General features: G+C 44.8%; 14 protein-coding genes and 1 pseudogene. 7 read left to right on the plus strand and 8 right to left on the minus strand.

The window, feature by feature from the left end; all coding sequences use genetic code 11:
• Nucleotides 1–418, plus strand: a pseudogene (locus MU515_RS09950) (hypothetical protein); the annotation flags it as partial.
• Nucleotides 418–2,058, plus strand: a complete 1,641-nt coding sequence (locus MU515_RS09955; RefSeq protein ID WP_260260273.1) for a BatD family protein — start codon at nucleotides 418–420, stop codon at nucleotides 2,056–2,058. The pseudogene MU515_RS09950 and the gene MU515_RS09955, both read left to right, overlap by 1 nt.
• An 82-nt stretch (nucleotides 2,059–2,140) precedes the next feature.
• On the opposite strand, the gene MU515_RS09960 is transcribed toward MU515_RS09955, so the two are convergent.
• Entirely contained in the window at nucleotides 2,141–4,270 is a 2,130-nt protein-coding gene (locus tag MU515_RS09960) for a sensor domain-containing diguanylate cyclase (RefSeq protein ID WP_260260274.1), read from the minus strand.
• Nucleotides 4,271–4,715: 445 nt separating this feature from the next.
• Between MU515_RS09960 and MU515_RS09965 the strand changes: the two genes are divergently transcribed.
• The 3 genes from MU515_RS09965 (at nucleotide 4,716) to MU515_RS09975 (ending at nucleotide 6,316) form a co-directional block, all read left to right on the plus strand.
• Nucleotides 4,716–5,183, plus strand: a complete 468-nt coding sequence (locus MU515_RS09965) for a L,D-transpeptidase family protein (RefSeq protein ID WP_432816139.1) — start codon at nucleotides 4,716–4,718, stop codon at nucleotides 5,181–5,183.
• Between the two features lie 92 nt (nucleotides 5,184–5,275).
• Nucleotides 5,276–5,737 carry a GNAT family N-acetyltransferase gene (locus tag MU515_RS09970; protein WP_260260276.1) on the plus strand — a complete coding sequence of 154 codons (462 nt, stop codon included), beginning with the start codon at nucleotides 5,276–5,278 and terminating at the stop codon, nucleotides 5,735–5,737.
• 33 nt (nucleotides 5,738–5,770) lie between these two features.
• Nucleotides 5,771–6,316, plus strand: a complete 546-nt coding sequence (locus MU515_RS09975; protein WP_260260277.1) for a GNAT family N-acetyltransferase — start codon at nucleotides 5,771–5,773, stop codon at nucleotides 6,314–6,316.
• An 88-nt stretch (nucleotides 6,317–6,404) separates the two neighbouring features.
• Here the strand turns inward: MU515_RS09975 and MU515_RS09980 are convergent, their stop codons facing one another.
• Nucleotides 6,405–6,743, minus strand: coding sequence for a thiamine-phosphate diphosphorylase (locus MU515_RS09980; RefSeq protein WP_260260365.1), 339 nt, complete (start codon nucleotides 6,741–6,743; stop codon nucleotides 6,405–6,407).
• A gap of 357 nt (nucleotides 6,744–7,100) precedes the next feature.
• Here MU515_RS09980 and MU515_RS09985 point away from each other — a divergent pair, with 357 nt between their 5' ends.
• Nucleotides 7,101–7,640, plus strand: a complete 540-nt coding sequence (locus MU515_RS09985; RefSeq protein WP_260260278.1) for a redoxin family protein — start codon at nucleotides 7,101–7,103, stop codon at nucleotides 7,638–7,640.
• Nucleotides 7,641–7,702: 62 nt separating this feature from the next.
• Here MU515_RS09985 and MU515_RS09990 read toward each other — a convergent pair whose 3' ends face one another.
• The gene (locus MU515_RS09990; RefSeq protein ID WP_260260279.1) at nucleotides 7,703–8,188 is read right to left on the minus strand and encodes a LabA-like NYN domain-containing protein; all 486 of its coding nucleotides are present in this window, start codon (nucleotides 8,186–8,188) and stop codon (nucleotides 7,703–7,705) included.
• Nucleotides 8,189–8,334: 146 nt separating this feature from the next.
• Here MU515_RS09990 and MU515_RS09995 point away from each other — a divergent pair, with 146 nt between their 5' ends.
• Nucleotides 8,335–8,880, plus strand: a complete 546-nt coding sequence (locus MU515_RS09995; protein WP_260260280.1) for a GNAT family N-acetyltransferase — start codon at nucleotides 8,335–8,337, stop codon at nucleotides 8,878–8,880.
• Here the strand turns inward: MU515_RS09995 and MU515_RS10000 are convergent.
• The 5 genes from MU515_RS10000 to nirB form a co-directional block, all read right to left on the minus strand.
• Nucleotides 8,877–9,989, minus strand: coding sequence for an HD-GYP domain-containing protein (locus MU515_RS10000; RefSeq protein WP_260260281.1), 1,113 nt, complete (start codon nucleotides 9,987–9,989; stop codon nucleotides 8,877–8,879). The genes MU515_RS09995 and MU515_RS10000 overlap by 4 nt on opposite strands.
• Nucleotides 9,990–10,232: 243 nt before the next feature.
• Nucleotides 10,233–10,988: a uroporphyrinogen-III C-methyltransferase gene (gene cobA, locus MU515_RS10005; protein ID WP_260260282.1), complete on the minus strand. Its 756-nt coding sequence runs from the start codon at nucleotides 10,986–10,988 to the stop codon at nucleotides 10,233–10,235.
• Between the two features lie 135 nt (nucleotides 10,989–11,123).
• Nucleotides 11,124–11,972, minus strand: a complete 849-nt coding sequence (locus MU515_RS10010; protein ID WP_260260283.1) for a formate/nitrite transporter family protein — start codon at nucleotides 11,970–11,972, stop codon at nucleotides 11,124–11,126.
• 129 nt (nucleotides 11,973–12,101) lie between these two features.
• Complete coding sequence (gene nirD / locus MU515_RS10015) at nucleotides 12,102–12,425, minus strand: nitrite reductase small subunit NirD (protein WP_260260284.1); 324 nt, start codon at nucleotides 12,423–12,425, stop codon at nucleotides 12,102–12,104.
• Between the two features lie 13 nt (nucleotides 12,426–12,438).
• Nucleotides 12,439–15,003: a nitrite reductase large subunit NirB gene (gene nirB, locus MU515_RS10020; RefSeq protein WP_260260285.1), complete on the minus strand. Its 2,565-nt coding sequence runs from the start codon at nucleotides 15,001–15,003 to the stop codon at nucleotides 12,439–12,441.
• Between the last annotated feature and the right edge of the window lie 191 nt (nucleotides 15,004–15,194).

Consider the following 15,194-nt stretch of genomic DNA (forward strand, 5'->3'; position numbering starts at 1 on the left):
GCAGTCTCAGCAGTCTCAGCAGTCTCAGCAGTCTCAGCAGTCTCAGCAGTCTCAGCAGTCTCAGCAGTCTCAGCAGTCTCAGCAGTCTCAGCAGTCTCAGCAGTCTCAGCAGTCTCAGCAGTCTCAGCAGGGTGAGGATGCAAGCACATCCAAATCAAAACAACAGTCCGAAGCTGAAAAAGAATTAAATTCAGCAAAAGGTCATGCTCAGCCAAGTGACAGCAAGCCTAGCGAAAAGGGAGATAAACCCGTTACTGCTAGCGCGCGAAACAACAGTCAATCGAATGAAATTGACCCAGAACTTAGAAAGTTAGAGCAAGTTGAATCTGCTCGCGACCCTAGCCTCTTGCTCAAAGCCCAAATGGTGCTGCAAGCAAGAGAAAAACCGCTACCAAAAGAGTCAAACAAACAATGGTAATGCTTAAGCGACGCGTTGCGTCAACCTTCATCCTCCTACTTGCATGCTTTACGATCAGCACGCCTACTTGGGCTGCCACTCTTAAAGCATTGGTCAGCAATAACAAGGTTGTAGAGAATCAGGTCTTTAACCTAAAAGTAGTATTCGATGAACATGTTGATAGCGACGCTATTGATTTTTCGGTTCTAGAAAACAACTTCATTGTTAGTCAGCCGCGCTTCAATACCTCATTTAGAATCATCAATGGTTCGCGCTCAAGCAGCAGTGAATGGGTGTTATCGCTTGTGCCTAAAGGCGTAGGCAATACCACGATTCCCGCTTTCGAAGTGGAAGGACAGCGCTCGCAACCGATTCAAATTACCGTAACCCGCGATGGAGCATTGCCCAAACAAGATGAGCTTATCGCCGTTGTCAGCAAGCTTGATAAACAGCAGCTCTATCCGAGTGAAAGCGCGACACTGAAAGTGCGTGTCATCATTAAGCGACAAGCTCGCCAATTTAAAGACTCTCAGTTTTCAGAGCCCACAGCGCAAGGCTTAGAGATCAGCAAACAAGGTAAAGACCAACAGTTTAATACCGTGATTAACGGTGTCGAAGCGACCGTGATTGATAAAAACTATACGATCACAGCAGAGAATGCGGGCAAATATGAAATTGTCAGTTCAGCGCTAAAAGGCACGGTTATCTACCAATCTCAGCAAGGTTCTACGCGCTTTATTCCAATCGATATTGAGCCAGAGACCTTTATGCTAACCGTATCCGCTAAGCCAAGTGATTATCAAGGTCACTGGTTGCCTGCATCGCAACTAGAACTGACTCAACAATGGTTTGATAGTAACGGTAACCCACTCAATCCAGATGCAGTAAAGCTTACAGTTGGCGACTCTCTAACTCGCGAAATCAATTTGGACATTGATGGGCTCGCGCCGGAACGTTTTCCAAACTTACCGCTGACCTACCCTTCGCAACTACGAGTCTATTCTGAAAAGCCGAGCTTTACTGAACTCGAAAATGGCTTACGACGCATGACCCTGCGTCAAGTAGTCATCCCACAGCAATCCGGTGAAGTGGCATTGCCAGAGCTATCACTACCATGGTGGAATAGCCTCGCTGAGCAGCAGCAAACCGCTTACTTAACTGGTCTACAACTAAACGTTAATGAAGCACCGAATGCGAACCCTGCCATTGCGCCACAAGCCCTTCGTGTTGCCGCTGAGAATATGGCTGATGCACCAGAAGTGATCGTTGAGCGTGGCATTTGGCCTTATCTAACCGGTTTGTTTGCCCTACTTTGGTTAGTTACGCTAGGTTGGGCGCTTAAGCGTCCAGCTAAAGAACCAACCAATCAAGAGCGCCCAACTCCTTCTCAAGACAACGACAACAGCATTGCTCTTCTTACATCGCTTCAAGCGAAGGATTGGAGCAAGGCTCTGCACTTGGCAAAAACATGGCTCAATAGCCAACAAGGCAAAGACGTTCAATTGATCAAACACATTGAGCAAGAGTTAGCTGAAATGAGCCAAGCGATTTATTCAGAAACACCTAAAGATTGGCAGCCAACTACGTTGATTAAGCTGATTAAAAAGCTCAATAAAAGCAAGGTAAACACTAAGCAACCTTCCTCTTTAGCAAAACTGTAAAACGGAAAAAGCAGCCAATGGCTGCTTTTTCTTTCTCTGTTATTTTATCGCTATCGTCTCTATTTCTGCTGATACCCAACTTCTATTCAGTTTCTGTTGATTCAAGTTCAACCATTTTTCCTGAAATGCAATTTCGTCCTTGATCTTTGGCTTGATAGAGCGCTTTGTCAGCCAACGTATATAAGGCATCAAAGTTAAAGTCATCGCCTTCCAGCTGAGTGACAGTGTAACCCACAGATACTGTTAGTACCGCACGATCTTCGTTGTCAGCATGAGGAATGGCTTCATCTTCAATACTTGCTCGGATGCTTTCGGCCAATTCAAGCACTTGTTGCTCAGTCTGGTTAACGAGTAATAAAGCAAACTCTTCACCACCAATACGACAAAATACCTCATTATTCTGCTGCGCATGATGCTGTAAGATGCTTCCGACACGCATCAAGGCGATATCACCCTGCATGTGGCCATAGCAGTTGTTGTACAGCCCAAAGTGGTCAATATCGACCAAAACCAAACCGTAAATTGCGTTGCCACTGTTTTTATCCAAACAGATATCTTCAAGTAAAGATTCCAACATACGGCGGTTACCCAGCCGAGTAAGAGGATCCATCTTCGCCATTAGCTCAAGCTGCTCATTCGCTTCTTGCAGCTCCTTAGTTCGCTCTTTCACTTCTTGCTCTAGCGTTTCATTCAATACATGCACCGCTTCTTGAGCGCGAGTACGTAACAGAACTTCAGTCAGGTTAGAAGCGAACATTCGAATCACTTCACGCAGTTGGTGAGTCAGTGGCGAACGGCGGATTAAGTTATCCGCAGCAATAAAGGCGATCGGTTCACCGCTACTGCTGGTCAGCATGGTCATGGCGGTCCAACCAAAACCAACAATATGAAAATCGTGATAAATTGGCACCGACTCTTCAAACACCACTTCATTCGGGTTTGAACGTGCGTTGTTCACGATCGAACGATCGACCAATTCAGAGCGGTAATACGACTCATCAGTAATATTACCTTGGATGTCCGTGCCCCACGTACCTTGCATATAAGAGCAGTTCTCATCGGTCAAAAATACAGCCAAGCGGTCTATGCCCAATTTGTTAATACCGAATGTTACCGCTGATTTACACACATCGCGCACTGTCATGCAGCGTGACAGCTCAACCATACTGGCGTGTAACATACGGACATTTTGTTCTTGGCGTTTACGAATGTAAATTTGGGCAAGTAGAGAGATGAAGGATTCAAGCATTTGCTTTTGGTAGGAAGTAATCGGTGCTCGGTTGATATAATTATCAAGCGCTATCCAACCGATGATGTCTTCACCATCACGCAGGATAAGCATCCCGTTCCAGCCTTGGCCTATGACAGAACCATCATTATAAAGCGGTGCATTCTCTAGAACGACCAACCCTTCTTGCCCTTCAAACAGGGCATTGATATAAGCCTCTTCCAATTGGTGAAGATCGTACTGAGTATGATGAACATCAACGGTTTTACCCTGCTCATCAGTACCATACGTACCACTGAAACAACGCTTTTTAATATCAAGTAACATCAGAGCGGCGCGATCAAAGCCTAATCGCTCTCTGATGGATTCGACCGCGAAACGATGTAACTCATCTAAACTTTCTGGGTTAGAAATATCGACCGCGATCTTTTGCACCAGTTTCATGTTTTCAATGAACTTCTCGCGCTGCTGAATCACATCTAAGTATTTCGCTTCTTTAATATCACGCTCACGATACTCACTGGCCGCCACCAGCTCAGCGCGAACACATTGCCAGCGAGAGGCAATAACTTGCAATAAATCCAATGCGTGCTCGTAGTTCGCCTTTTGCATGGTATCGGGATTAACTTCCTCCACCATCAAATACGTACGGCCTTCAGAATGGTTGTCCATCATAAAAATGTAGGAATTCAACGCAATTGCGTTTGACTCCTCCCACTGGCACGTCGCCATAGTCAGTGGAATAAGGCCATCAGGTGTATCAAATTGCGCAACCCAAGACCAAAATGTATCTGGATAATGATCTAACGCGGTCGGCTTACCCTGGCTATATAAAACCTTAGGGGGCTCACTTACCCGCGGTTCTGAGAAAATACAGATCGACTGCGGCTGCAGCAGTTCATCCATATACTGAAATAGAGCATTGGCAAGAAAACGATGATTTCTTGCAGACATAATGTCTTTGAGTAAAGCACGAGGAAACATTATTGAACCTTTCCTAACCAAATTTATGATAATTATGCGTTACAAAATTAACAGCTTCGGATAGTCAATCAAATGAGTAACACGATGCCCTGTTAACTCGCTCGCAGTTCGAATCTCCCAATTTTCATATCCATGAATCGAATAGCATTTTTTTGACGTTGTTTCCAAAATTGCTAGCATTATCGATTGGCAATAGTAGCACTATAGTTCACTCAATAGCGCAAATATAAGAACCTTTGAACGATTCTCGAAACGAAAATTGCGCACATAAAGGGCAAACATAGCCCCAATTTAAATACAAAAATGCGCTTAACTCCGAGTTAATCCAACCTACACTATAAACATGCAGCGAATTTTGTTTTGGCATTCCAATTGCTTTACTTATTGGGTGCGATAATCGCAATGGCCCTCTTACCACAAGCCACGAGATAAGCTGATGAAATTGATGATTATTTGGTTAGGCATGCTGATGACAACTTTTTGTCATGCGCAAGTAGACAAAGTCGCTGTCGACAAATCGAAGCGCCGTTTGTATCTAATGCAAAATGGCGAGATCATTCGTGAATTTCGTGTCGCTTTAGGAAAACAGCCAGTTGGTCACAAACAGCAAGAAGGCGACAAACGAACACCGGAAGGGCTATACACACTAGGGTTCGTATTAGAGAACTCACAGTTCTATCGTTCGATTCATATCGACTATCCAAACCCCACCGACATTGCGCAAGCCAAGCAAAATAATGTTGAACCCGGTGGTAACATCAAAATTCATGGGCTAAAAAACGGAGAGACACTACCCAGTGACTACATCCAAAGTTTCGATTGGACTGACGGCTGCATTGCTTTATCAAACCCAGACATGGATGAATTCCTCAGCTTAGTGAATGAAGGGACGCCGATAGAAATTCATCCCTAGCTTCAACAAATCCGCGTAAGGCAATGCCACTATGTACATTATTGAAATTACGAGGTAATTTTATATAACCCACTCGTAATTGACGAAAATACATGACTGAGTTTTCACAAGTTAATCCAAATACAATTCCGCTCGAATTACTGCTTGAGGCAGATCCAGATACGCGCGCAGTTGAAAACTATCTTCAAGATTCAATCTGTTTCGTTGCTCATCTGCATAACAAGATCATCGCCGCCTGCATCGTAAAGCCAACCTGTACAACTAGCGCTGAAATCTTCAATGTTTCAGTATTCCCTGAGTATCAGAAAATGGGTATTGGCAGCGAACTGCTTCACTATGTGATTAAAACTCTATCCGCGACAAACATAACTCGGCTAGAGCTCGGTACTGGCACATTTGGCCATCAGCTCACCTATTACCAAAGAGCAGGCTTTCGAGTCGATTCCGTTATCAAAAACCATTTTTTAGATAGCTATGACCAGCCCATATGGGAAAACGGAATTCAGCACAAAGATATGCTTAGATTATATCTCGACCTACCACCAAACGATTAAAACACCAAAGATACAACGTGAGAAAGGAATACTATGTTTACACTGGATGTTGACGACAAACTAAAACTCGCACTTATTGAGCCTTCATTTGCCCCACTTTATTTGGATATTGTCACTGCGCAGCGTGACTACCTAAGCCAATGGCTTGCGTGGCCGCCTCATGCTCATGATGAAGCCTTCTTTCTGACTTTTATCAAGCGCTCGTTACATGAATACGCAGATGGTAGCTCGCTTGTCTGTGCCATGATGTTTGATGGCGAGTTGGTGGGAAATATTAGCTTTAACCGAATCGACCATGAAAGAAAGAGAGTCGAAATAGGCTATTGGATAAACGCGGATTTTCAGGGCAAAGGCATTGTCAGTAAATCGGCAACGAAGATGATCGATCTCGCTTTCAATCAATATGGAATGGAGAAAGTGCAAATTTCTGCAGCGGTTGATAACCAGCCAAGTCGTAAACTTTGCGAACGCCTAGGCTTAAAACTGGAAGGCATTATTACCCACAACGAAAACCTGAATGGCCGCATTGTCGATCACGCTATCTACGGCATTCACAAAGCCCAATGGTCAAAGAGCTAACCAAAGGTATCAATGCTAAAACGGCCACTCAAACTACGCAATTTTGAGTGGCCGTTTTATTTGCAAATTTTGTTGTGGAAAGGCGCTATTAAATATAAAGCGCGACAATCGCACCAATCATAATAACCACAGCGGCATACCAAAAAAGCTGAGCCTTGCTGTCTGCTACGTTAATCTTGATGTAGTTGATTTCCTCATTCGCCATGGCAACAAACTCACTGTAGTTAACCGATAGCTCTTTCCCTGCTTGCTTTACATCGCTTTGCAGTTTGTTAAATGCGGTATCGATAAAATTCGCAATGCTTTCAACTGAATTGGTTGCAAATGCTAAGTTATCCCACACCACCATACGCGATTCATACTCGCCTTCACTGACACAATTCAACACACGAAGATCATATTCGCGTTTCGTGCGTTCACTGCCCAAACGGTTTGGGCAAAGGTTAATTAGGTCATTCAAGACAGATACTCCAAAAATTAGATAGATTTAGTCTGAAGGGCAAAAATAACCACTTCAAAAAACTGAGAATTAAAAAGTGATCCAACTAAATTTCATTACTGTATCAATCCGCTGGGCATATTAGTTTCGCCGCCAGATAGCAGCAACACGCGGTTTTTATCCACACGACAAACAATTTCATTTGCCATCTAAGCCCATTCAAACTTTTGACGAGTAAGCTATATTCACAGACTAGGTTACAAAAAGTTAACTGGTTGATTTTATTGGATACCACTACTACATTGATTAACAGATTCAGCAGCAAAATTTCGATGAGGAACTAGAATGGATAACTCAGTTAAACTCAAAGCAGGTGGTCAATTTCCTGAGATGGAAGCCACACTTCTTGATGGCACAGCAGTGACTCTTGGTAAACCAAGAGCAGGAGCAACGTGGCAGGCGGTGTTTGTTTATCGTGGTAAGCATTGCCCATTGTGTACCAAGTACCTCAACGAGCTAGAAACATACCAACAAGCCTTCTCTGAAGCAGGGGTGGATGTTTTAGCCGTCTCTGCAGACGCAAAACATCAGCTAGAGCAGCACTTAGAAAAGCTGGATATTAGCTTCCCAATCGCATACGGCCTAACCGAAGCACAAATGCAAACCTTGGGCTTATACATTTCAATCCCTCGTTCAGAGCAAGAGACCGATCATAACTTTGCTGAGCCGGGCCTATTTATCGTAAATGAACACGGCAACTTACACGTGGTTGATATTTCTAATAACCCATTTGTGCGTCCGGAACTGGGGGCATTAACTCGTGGCCTAGCTTGGATTCGCGATCCCAACAACCACTACCCTATCCGTGGTACGTTGGATTACTAATACTTATTAAACTTGATTAAATGGAAAAGGCTCGTACAGATGTACGAGCCTTTGTTGATCTATTAACGACCGCGCTTAATGAGAAAGTTGTGGTCAATTTCAATGTAGCGGTCGCACGCTTCAAGCAGGTTTTGCGCAGTTAAACCGGGAACGCCGTACACGTCTACTTTAGTACCAAATCGCTGTTGGATGCGTCTAACCAGTAACTCAAAATCACCATCACCAGAGAGCAGTATAATTCGATCCATATTAGCCGCCGCTTCATACACATCCAGCGTAATGCCGACGTCCCAGTCTCCTTTTGCGCTGCCATCTTTGCGCTGGATAAACGGCTTCAACTCAACGTTAAATCCGATACCACGCAAAATATGATGAAACTGACGCTGCTTAGGATCATTTGAAGCAATCGCATAAGCGTTGGCGAGCTGTACTTGATTACCCTGCGTTGCCACATACCAAAACTGGTTGTAATCGAAATTGGCTTGGTATTTTTGTTTGGTGGTGTAGTAGATGTTTTGCACATCAACGAAAATGGCAACGTTTTCCATAATTAGGCTCACTAGAATTCAACGCCTTATGGTAACAAGCCCACACCCATGAAGATATCGGTTATTTACATTTCCGCTAATTGAATAGCATTCCATATAATGTTTTACTGTAAATGGCATTACATCAACCAACCAAAGAGAGTGAAATGGAATTTTGCAAAGCTCGTTTGAGCGACATCCCCGCAATTGTCGAGTTGCAACAGCAATGTCATGTAAGCCAGCTCGATACTGATGACAAGCAAGATGGTTTTCTTAACACTGTGCTCACTGACGAATACCTCACCCCTGCGATCAACAACGAGCAAAGTGTCTATATTGGTTTGATTGAAGGCCAAGTGGTCGCAATGGCTGTATGCGCAAGCTGGTACTATTGGCAGTTCTCACCCACATTGACTTCGGTTGGTGAAGGCCTCACTCAACCGCAGCACAACGCCTTTGGCATCAACCGTGAAAACAGCGTTTTTTGGGGGCCAGTGTGCATTGCGAAAGCGCACCGAGGTCGCGGTAGTTTTGAAGGGTTGTTTGAATTTACACGTAAAGCGTGTGAAGCAGATTATATCTACACTTATGTGCACCAAGACAATCACCGCTCATTGGCCGCGCACGTCAACAAAGCACACTTTTCGCCTTTGGGCGAGTTAGATATCAATGACCAACCCTTCATTGAGTTGGCCATTAAAACTAAAGCTTAATGATGTAAGGATGGCTCTGGGTATTTGATAATGATTTTTTTCAGGTATTGCTGACAGCTTCTTAGAGCGTCCACACATTCACTATCGAGCTTACCTTGGTGAACCATTTTCTCCATTTCTAGTAAAGCATGAGGAATAGACCACGCTTGGCGATAGCTTTTATGGGTCGTCATCGCATCAAACACATTGGCAACTGTAATGATATGCGCCGGAAGCGGTAAATGCTCGCGGGTGATGCCATTTGGATAACCTGAGCCATCCATAAACTCATATTGGTTGTGCATGATTTGGTTTAGCATGGTCACACTTGGGTGTGCTGGGCTACCTACCGAATCGACAATCTCATTCATGATGCGAACACCGTTATCGATATGTTCACGAACGCTATCAAGCTCGGCTTGGCTCAATGATTGATTGGTATAAAGCATCTTTTCCGAAATTTCACTTTTACCAATATCATGAAACTGCGAAAACAGCGCGATGGCCTCCACTTGTTCATCATCCAATCCATAGTCATCTGCTACGTACTCAGCGATAAGACGCGTGTATAGCTTCATGCGTCGGCCATGATAATAAGACTCTCGGCCAAACAGCTTTTGGCCACTGATTAACCGCCCAGCAAATGTCGCGATGGTATCCACTACCTGATACTGTGACTCTACCGTAAACTGCACCATTTCAAAATAAGGCGCTAGAGCGCCTAGTTGGCGAGAGTTAAACGCATTGGTTTGATATGAGTTAAGGAATACAAAACCGCTAAAGCGTCGATTCTGATAACAAGGAATTGCGGCTGACGAACGATAGCCTTTTTGCAGCAGAAACTGCACACGTTCACAATGGTTGATCTGGCGTAAATCATTGACGATTCGCGCCACGCCACTAGAAGCGGCACTTTTTAAATGGTTGAGTTTATTGAACCGATGCTCGTGATGAAGATCATTCCACAAATCAAACTCACTGTCGGCATAAGTGGTCAGCCGATCAGTGCTGGCATCGTATTTTGCGAAAGAGAGCCTCGCAATTTCTGGCGCGCAAGCATGCATACGCTGCATAAGGTCGTGGAGTTGTTGATTGAGTGGCTTGGTGGTTTGATAATAGCGATTATTCATCCTTTCCCCCGACGTTTCCATGATCAGCAAATAGCCAATACCGGAACGAGGAATAGGAGAGAAAATTAAATTATCCTAACCGGCGAGAGATGAGCCTTTGCTGCTTTATTAGTTGTCTATAAAACATACAAAACAAACCCAAGGTTCAGCCAGTAGAATCGTATAGAATTCGTCCATCTCGTGATCCTTATCAAAACTCTATACGATTAGCTGAGTCTCCCTGTTAAATAGGCGCTATATGACCTATTCAAACCAATTTAATTTTTCATGTAGAGAAGTAACGCTACCTACCACAATCAGAGCTGGGCTTTGCGCTTGTTTCGCCATATTCGGTAAGTCATTTAGATTACCACGCAGCACTTTTTGTTCACGTCGAGTGCCGTTTTCAATAATCGCGCAAGGCATGTCGTCAACTAAGCCATGAGTGATCAATTTGTCAGCAATGTAACCGCTCTGCTTAAGCCCCATGTAGAACACCAATGTTGAGTTTGATTGTGCTACCGCTGACCAATCCACCTCTTTGCCGTCTTTTTGCACATGTCCGGTAATAAATTGTACCGCTTGAGCATGGTCACGATGAGTGAGTGGAATTCCCGCATAGGCCGTTGCACCTGCCGCTGCGGTAATTCCAGGAACCACTTCAAACGAAACGCCATTTTCAGCCAAGGTTTCTAGCTCTTCGCCACCACGGCCAAAAATAAAAGAGTCACCGCCTTTTAGGCGAACAACGCGCTTTCCTTCTAAGGCTTTGTCGACCAAAATCTGGTTGATCTGATCTTGTGGTACACAGTGGTAGTCCACTTTTTTGCCGACATAGATCATTTCTGCCTTGCTATCCGCTAGCGCCAAAATCTCTGGTGAAACCAAGCGGTCATAGACCACCACTTCCGCCTGTTGAATAACACGATATCCCTTCATGGTTAATAAATCTGGATCGCCCGGGCCTGCGCCAACTAAAGAAACGAAACCAGTGTTAGTAGAAGTGCGGGGAAAGCTCATAACTTTGCTACTCGTTGTAAATTTGAATATAAGAAGTCCGACTTTGCTCAATCTCGACTTGTTATAATCAAACTATCAATAACCTACACAATTTACATACCCTGCACCTTGATACAGGGCATGTAATCATCTGTTTTACTTAGCGTTTACTGGGTTTAAATCAGCATTCTCTTCGCTGTTGATTGAAGGCGCAGTTTTCGCGTGAGTTAAGTAAAGAGGGATACAAGTCATCACTAGGCCACCAACAATGTTACCAAGGATAGTTGGAATAAGGTTGAAGTTAAGCCAAGTCGCGATACCGAAATCCGCACCCAAGATCATACCTAGCGGGAACAAGAACATGTTCACAACCGTGTGCTCAAATACCAATGCAAAGAAGATAAAGATTGGGAACCACATCATTGCCACACGGCCTGATACAGAGCGTGCTGTCATGTTACCAATCACACCCAAACATACCATTAGGTTACAGAAGATTCCGCGTACGAAACAAGTAATCCAACCGTCCATACCCATCGCTTCAAAGCCTGCGCTGCGCGCTGTTGATACCGCGATAAATTTCTTTGCGACTGCATTCAGTTCTAGAGAGAAGTTACCCGTTAAAGAAACTGCGACAAGATAAGCCACAATCAGTGAACCAATTAGGTTACCAAGGCCAACTAGACCCCAACAACGCATGATGCGTCCCCATGTAATACCTGGACGGTTGGCAAACTTAGCCAATGGCGCTAGGCCAAACACACCGGTCACTAGGTCGTATCCCATTACACTTAAGATCACAAAACCAACTGGGAAGACAAGCGCACCCACAATGCCGACGCCCGTTTGGACGATAGTGGTAATCGCAACAACAACGGCTAGCGATAAAATGATACCCGCCATCGTACCGCGCAAAATCAAATCGCGTGTGCTGGTGTTGGTTTTCGCTTCGCCCACGTTAATCATGGTTTGCACGAACTCTGCCGGTTTAAAATCAGTAGACATGAGAGTGTCCTTATTCAAAAAAGTGAAAGTTAAAATTTAAAGATTGAATAGTGAAAGGCTCCCTACCCTTCCTGTTCCCCCCAAGGGTAGGAAGCCTTATAGCTATTAAATCTCTGACCTAACGCAGAGTTAAGCCGCAACCTCTACCTTGCCATCGACCACGCGAGAAGAAAAAGATTTAACATTGAATCGGTCATCTTCCATGCACGCGCCAGTGGCTAAGTTAAAACGCTGCTTTTTCAGCGGGCTTGCTACCCAAAGCTCATCTTGATGCTCAACAATCAAGCCGCGAGATAGTACGTTCGAGTGCGCGAATGGGTCAGTGTTGCTTATCGCAAACACTTGCTCTTCGCTCGTTGGGCGAAAAATCGCCACTTGCTGGCCTTCAACCAAAGCACAAACGCCTGTACCCGGTGCGATATCGTTAATGTCGCAAACAATTTCAAAAGTCATAATCCGCTCTCTCTTATGCGTCAGTTAGCGCGACGTGTAGGATGTCGCCTTTTGCTTCAGGGTGTTTTTCAACATAAGAAGCCGGACGGTGCTGATCACGCTCAGACACAAACACTACGTTATCGTCACGCTTGTCTGAGTTAATGAAGTGAGCAAAACGTACTAGCTGAGATTCGTCATTGATGGTATCTGTCCACTCACAACGGTATTCTTCCACCAATTTCGCCACATCCGTCTCAAGCTGGTCATTGATCCCCAGTTTGTTATCAACAATCACTTCGCGTAGGTAATCAACGCCGCCTTCCATGTTCTCAAGCCATACTGATGTGCGCTGTAGTGGCGCAGCAGTACGGATGTAGAACATCATGAAACGGTCGATGTATTTGATGAGCGTTTCTTGGTCTAGATCGCTTGCGAGTAGGTCTGCGTGGCGAGGTTTCATACCGCCGTTACCACATACGTACATGTTCCAGCCAGCATCGGTAGCGATAATGCCTAAATCTTTACCTTGCGCTTCAGCACACTCACGCGTACAGCCTGATACACCAAACTTCATCTTGTGCGGAGTACGAATGCCTTTGTAGCGGTTTTCGATGTATGAACCTAAACCAACAGAGTCTTGAACACCGTAACGACACCAAGTTGAACCCACACAAGTTTTCGCCATACGCAGTGCTTTCGCGTACGCTTGACCCGTTTCAAAACCTGCGTCAATTAGCTTGCGCCAGATATCAGGTAAGTCATCTTTTTGCGCACCAAACAGGCCGATACGCTGAGCGCCGGTTACTTTGGTGTATAGGTTGTATTCTTCAGCCACTTTCGCTAGTTCACCCAACGCCTGTGGTGTCACTTCACCGCCCGCCATACGAGGGATCACAGAATAAGTGCCGTCTTTTTGGATGTTGCCTAAGAAGTTGTCATTGGTATCATGAAGCTTCACAAGCTGTGGCTTCAAGATGTGCTCGCCCCAGCAAGAAGCCAGAATTGAACCTACAAGAGGCTTACATACTTCACAGCCGTAACCTTTACCGTATTTATCTAATAGCTCTTCAAAGGTTTTGATTTCTTCGATGCGGATAAGATGGAAAAGCTCTTGGCGCGAGTAAGCAAAGTGCTCACATACGTCGCTTTTCACTTCAACGCCAGCTTTAGCAAGCTCTGCATTCAGTACTGATGTCACCAGTGGAATACAACCACCACAACCCGTTCCTGCACCTGTCACCGCTTTAATATCGCCGATTGTATGATGACCATCTGCTACCGCCTGAGCGATTTTGCCTTTGGTTACATCAAAACAAGAACAGATTACCGCGCTTTCTGGCAGTGCATCCGCACCTAGCGATGGTTTTTCTGCACCGGCGTGCGCTGGAAGAATCAGAGTATCTGGGTGTTCAGGTAAGTCGATTTCATTGAGCATTAATTGCAGCAGGTCGCCGTAGTCCGCCGTATCACCGACCATTACTGCGCCAAGAAGCTTCTTGTTGTCTTCAGAAACGATCAGACGTTTGTAAACTTCTTGCTCTTCGTTTTGATAAACGTAGCTCTTACAGTTTGGAGTACGACCATTAGCATCACCAATTGAGCCTACTTTCACGCCCAATAGTTTAAGCTTGGCTGACATATCCGCGCCTTCAAACTTGCTCTCTACATTGCCAAGCAAGTGATCAACCGCGACCGTTGCCATCTTGTAGCCCGGAGCAACAAGGCCGTAGAACATCTCATTCCAAGAAGCACATTCACCAATTGCGTAGATGTTTTCATCTGATGTTTGGCAATGGTCGTTAATCGAGAAACCACCACGAGGCGCAACGTCTAACTCCATTTGGCGAGCCAGTTTATCTTGAGGACGAATACCCGCGGAGAATACGATGAAATCTGTCTCCAATTCAGTACCATCCGCAAAACGCATAACGTTACGCGACTCTTTACCTTCAGGGACAATTTCTAGAGTGTTCTTACTGGTATGAACGCTAACACCCATGCTTTCAATTTTCTGCCGAAGTTGGTTACCACCTGCTAGATCAAGCTGCTCAGCCATTAGTTTAGGTGCAAACTCAACCACGTGCGTTTGCATGCCTAGCGCTTTAAGTGCGCCAGCGGCTTCAAGGCCCAATAGACCGCCGCCAATCACCACGCCTACTTTGCTCTTCTTCGCACACGCTTCAATCTCTTTTAGATCTTCGATAGTGCGGTAAACAAAGCAGTCTTTGCTTTCACGGCCTTTAATTGGTGGAACGAATGGAAATGAACCAGTTGCCATGATCAATTTGTCGTATTGAATTTCACGGCCAGAGCTAGAGTAGACGATGTTTTTGTCACGGTTGACGTTAATCGCACGCTCACCAAGCAACATGTTGATGCCATGTTTCTCGTAAAAGCCTTCTTTTACTAGCGACAGTTCAGCCGCAGTATGGTGAGAAAAGTAAGAAGATAGGTGAACACGGTCATAAGCGACGCGCGGCTCTTCACAAAATACGGTGATATCGTATTGAGTTACATCGGTTTTATCTACCAGATCCTCGATATAGCGATGGCCGACCATCCCATTACCGACGACGACTAGCTTCATCTTGCTCATAATTAATTCCAGTCATTAATTTTAGTATCTGACTGGATTGTCATTTATGAAGAAAAATGAATACATGATGTAAATCAATTACCAATTTAAACTACCCTAAAGGGGTAGATAACTCTCTAAAGGGGTAGATATTGCAGATCGCGACAAAAATCACGTTATTTACTTTCACAAACTGTCATTTAGTTAGCGGT

The organism is Vibrio intestinalis, assembly GCF_025195085.2.
In the GTDB taxonomy this organism is placed as follows: Bacteria; Pseudomonadota; Gammaproteobacteria; order Enterobacterales; family Vibrionaceae; genus Vibrio; species Vibrio intestinalis.

Coding starts and splice junctions, on each gene's coding strand:
- MU515_RS09955 (WP_260260273.1), top strand. CDS start 418: ATGCTTAAGCGACGCGTTGCGTCAACCTTCATCCTCCTACTTGCATGC.
- MU515_RS09960 (WP_260260274.1), bottom strand. CDS start 4,270: ATGTTTCCTCGTGCTTTACTCAAAGACATTATGTCTGCAAGAAATCAT.
- MU515_RS09965 (WP_432816139.1), top strand. CDS start 4,716: ATGATTATTTGGTTAGGCATGCTGATGACAACTTTTTGTCATGCGCAA.
- MU515_RS09970 (WP_260260276.1), top strand. CDS start 5,276: ATGACTGAGTTTTCACAAGTTAATCCAAATACAATTCCGCTCGAATTA.
- MU515_RS09975 (WP_260260277.1), top strand. CDS start 5,771: ATGTTTACACTGGATGTTGACGACAAACTAAAACTCGCACTTATTGAG.
- MU515_RS09985 (WP_260260278.1), top strand. CDS start 7,101: ATGGATAACTCAGTTAAACTCAAAGCAGGTGGTCAATTTCCTGAGATG.
- MU515_RS09990 (WP_260260279.1), bottom strand. CDS start 8,188: ATGGAAAACGTTGCCATTTTCGTTGATGTGCAAAACATCTACTACACC.
- MU515_RS09995 (WP_260260280.1), top strand. CDS start 8,335: ATGGAATTTTGCAAAGCTCGTTTGAGCGACATCCCCGCAATTGTCGAG.
- MU515_RS10000 (WP_260260281.1), bottom strand. CDS start 9,989: ATGAATAATCGCTATTATCAAACCACCAAGCCACTCAATCAACAACTC.
- cobA (WP_260260282.1), bottom strand. CDS start 10,988: ATGAGCTTTCCCCGCACTTCTACTAACACTGGTTTCGTTTCTTTAGTT.
- MU515_RS10010 (WP_260260283.1), bottom strand. CDS start 11,972: ATGTCTACTGATTTTAAACCGGCAGAGTTCGTGCAAACCATGATTAAC.
- nirD (WP_260260284.1), bottom strand. CDS start 12,425: ATGACTTTTGAAATTGTTTGCGACATTAACGATATCGCACCGGGTACA.
- nirB (WP_260260285.1), bottom strand. CDS start 15,003: ATGAGCAAGATGAAGCTAGTCGTCGTCGGTAATGGGATGGTCGGCCAT.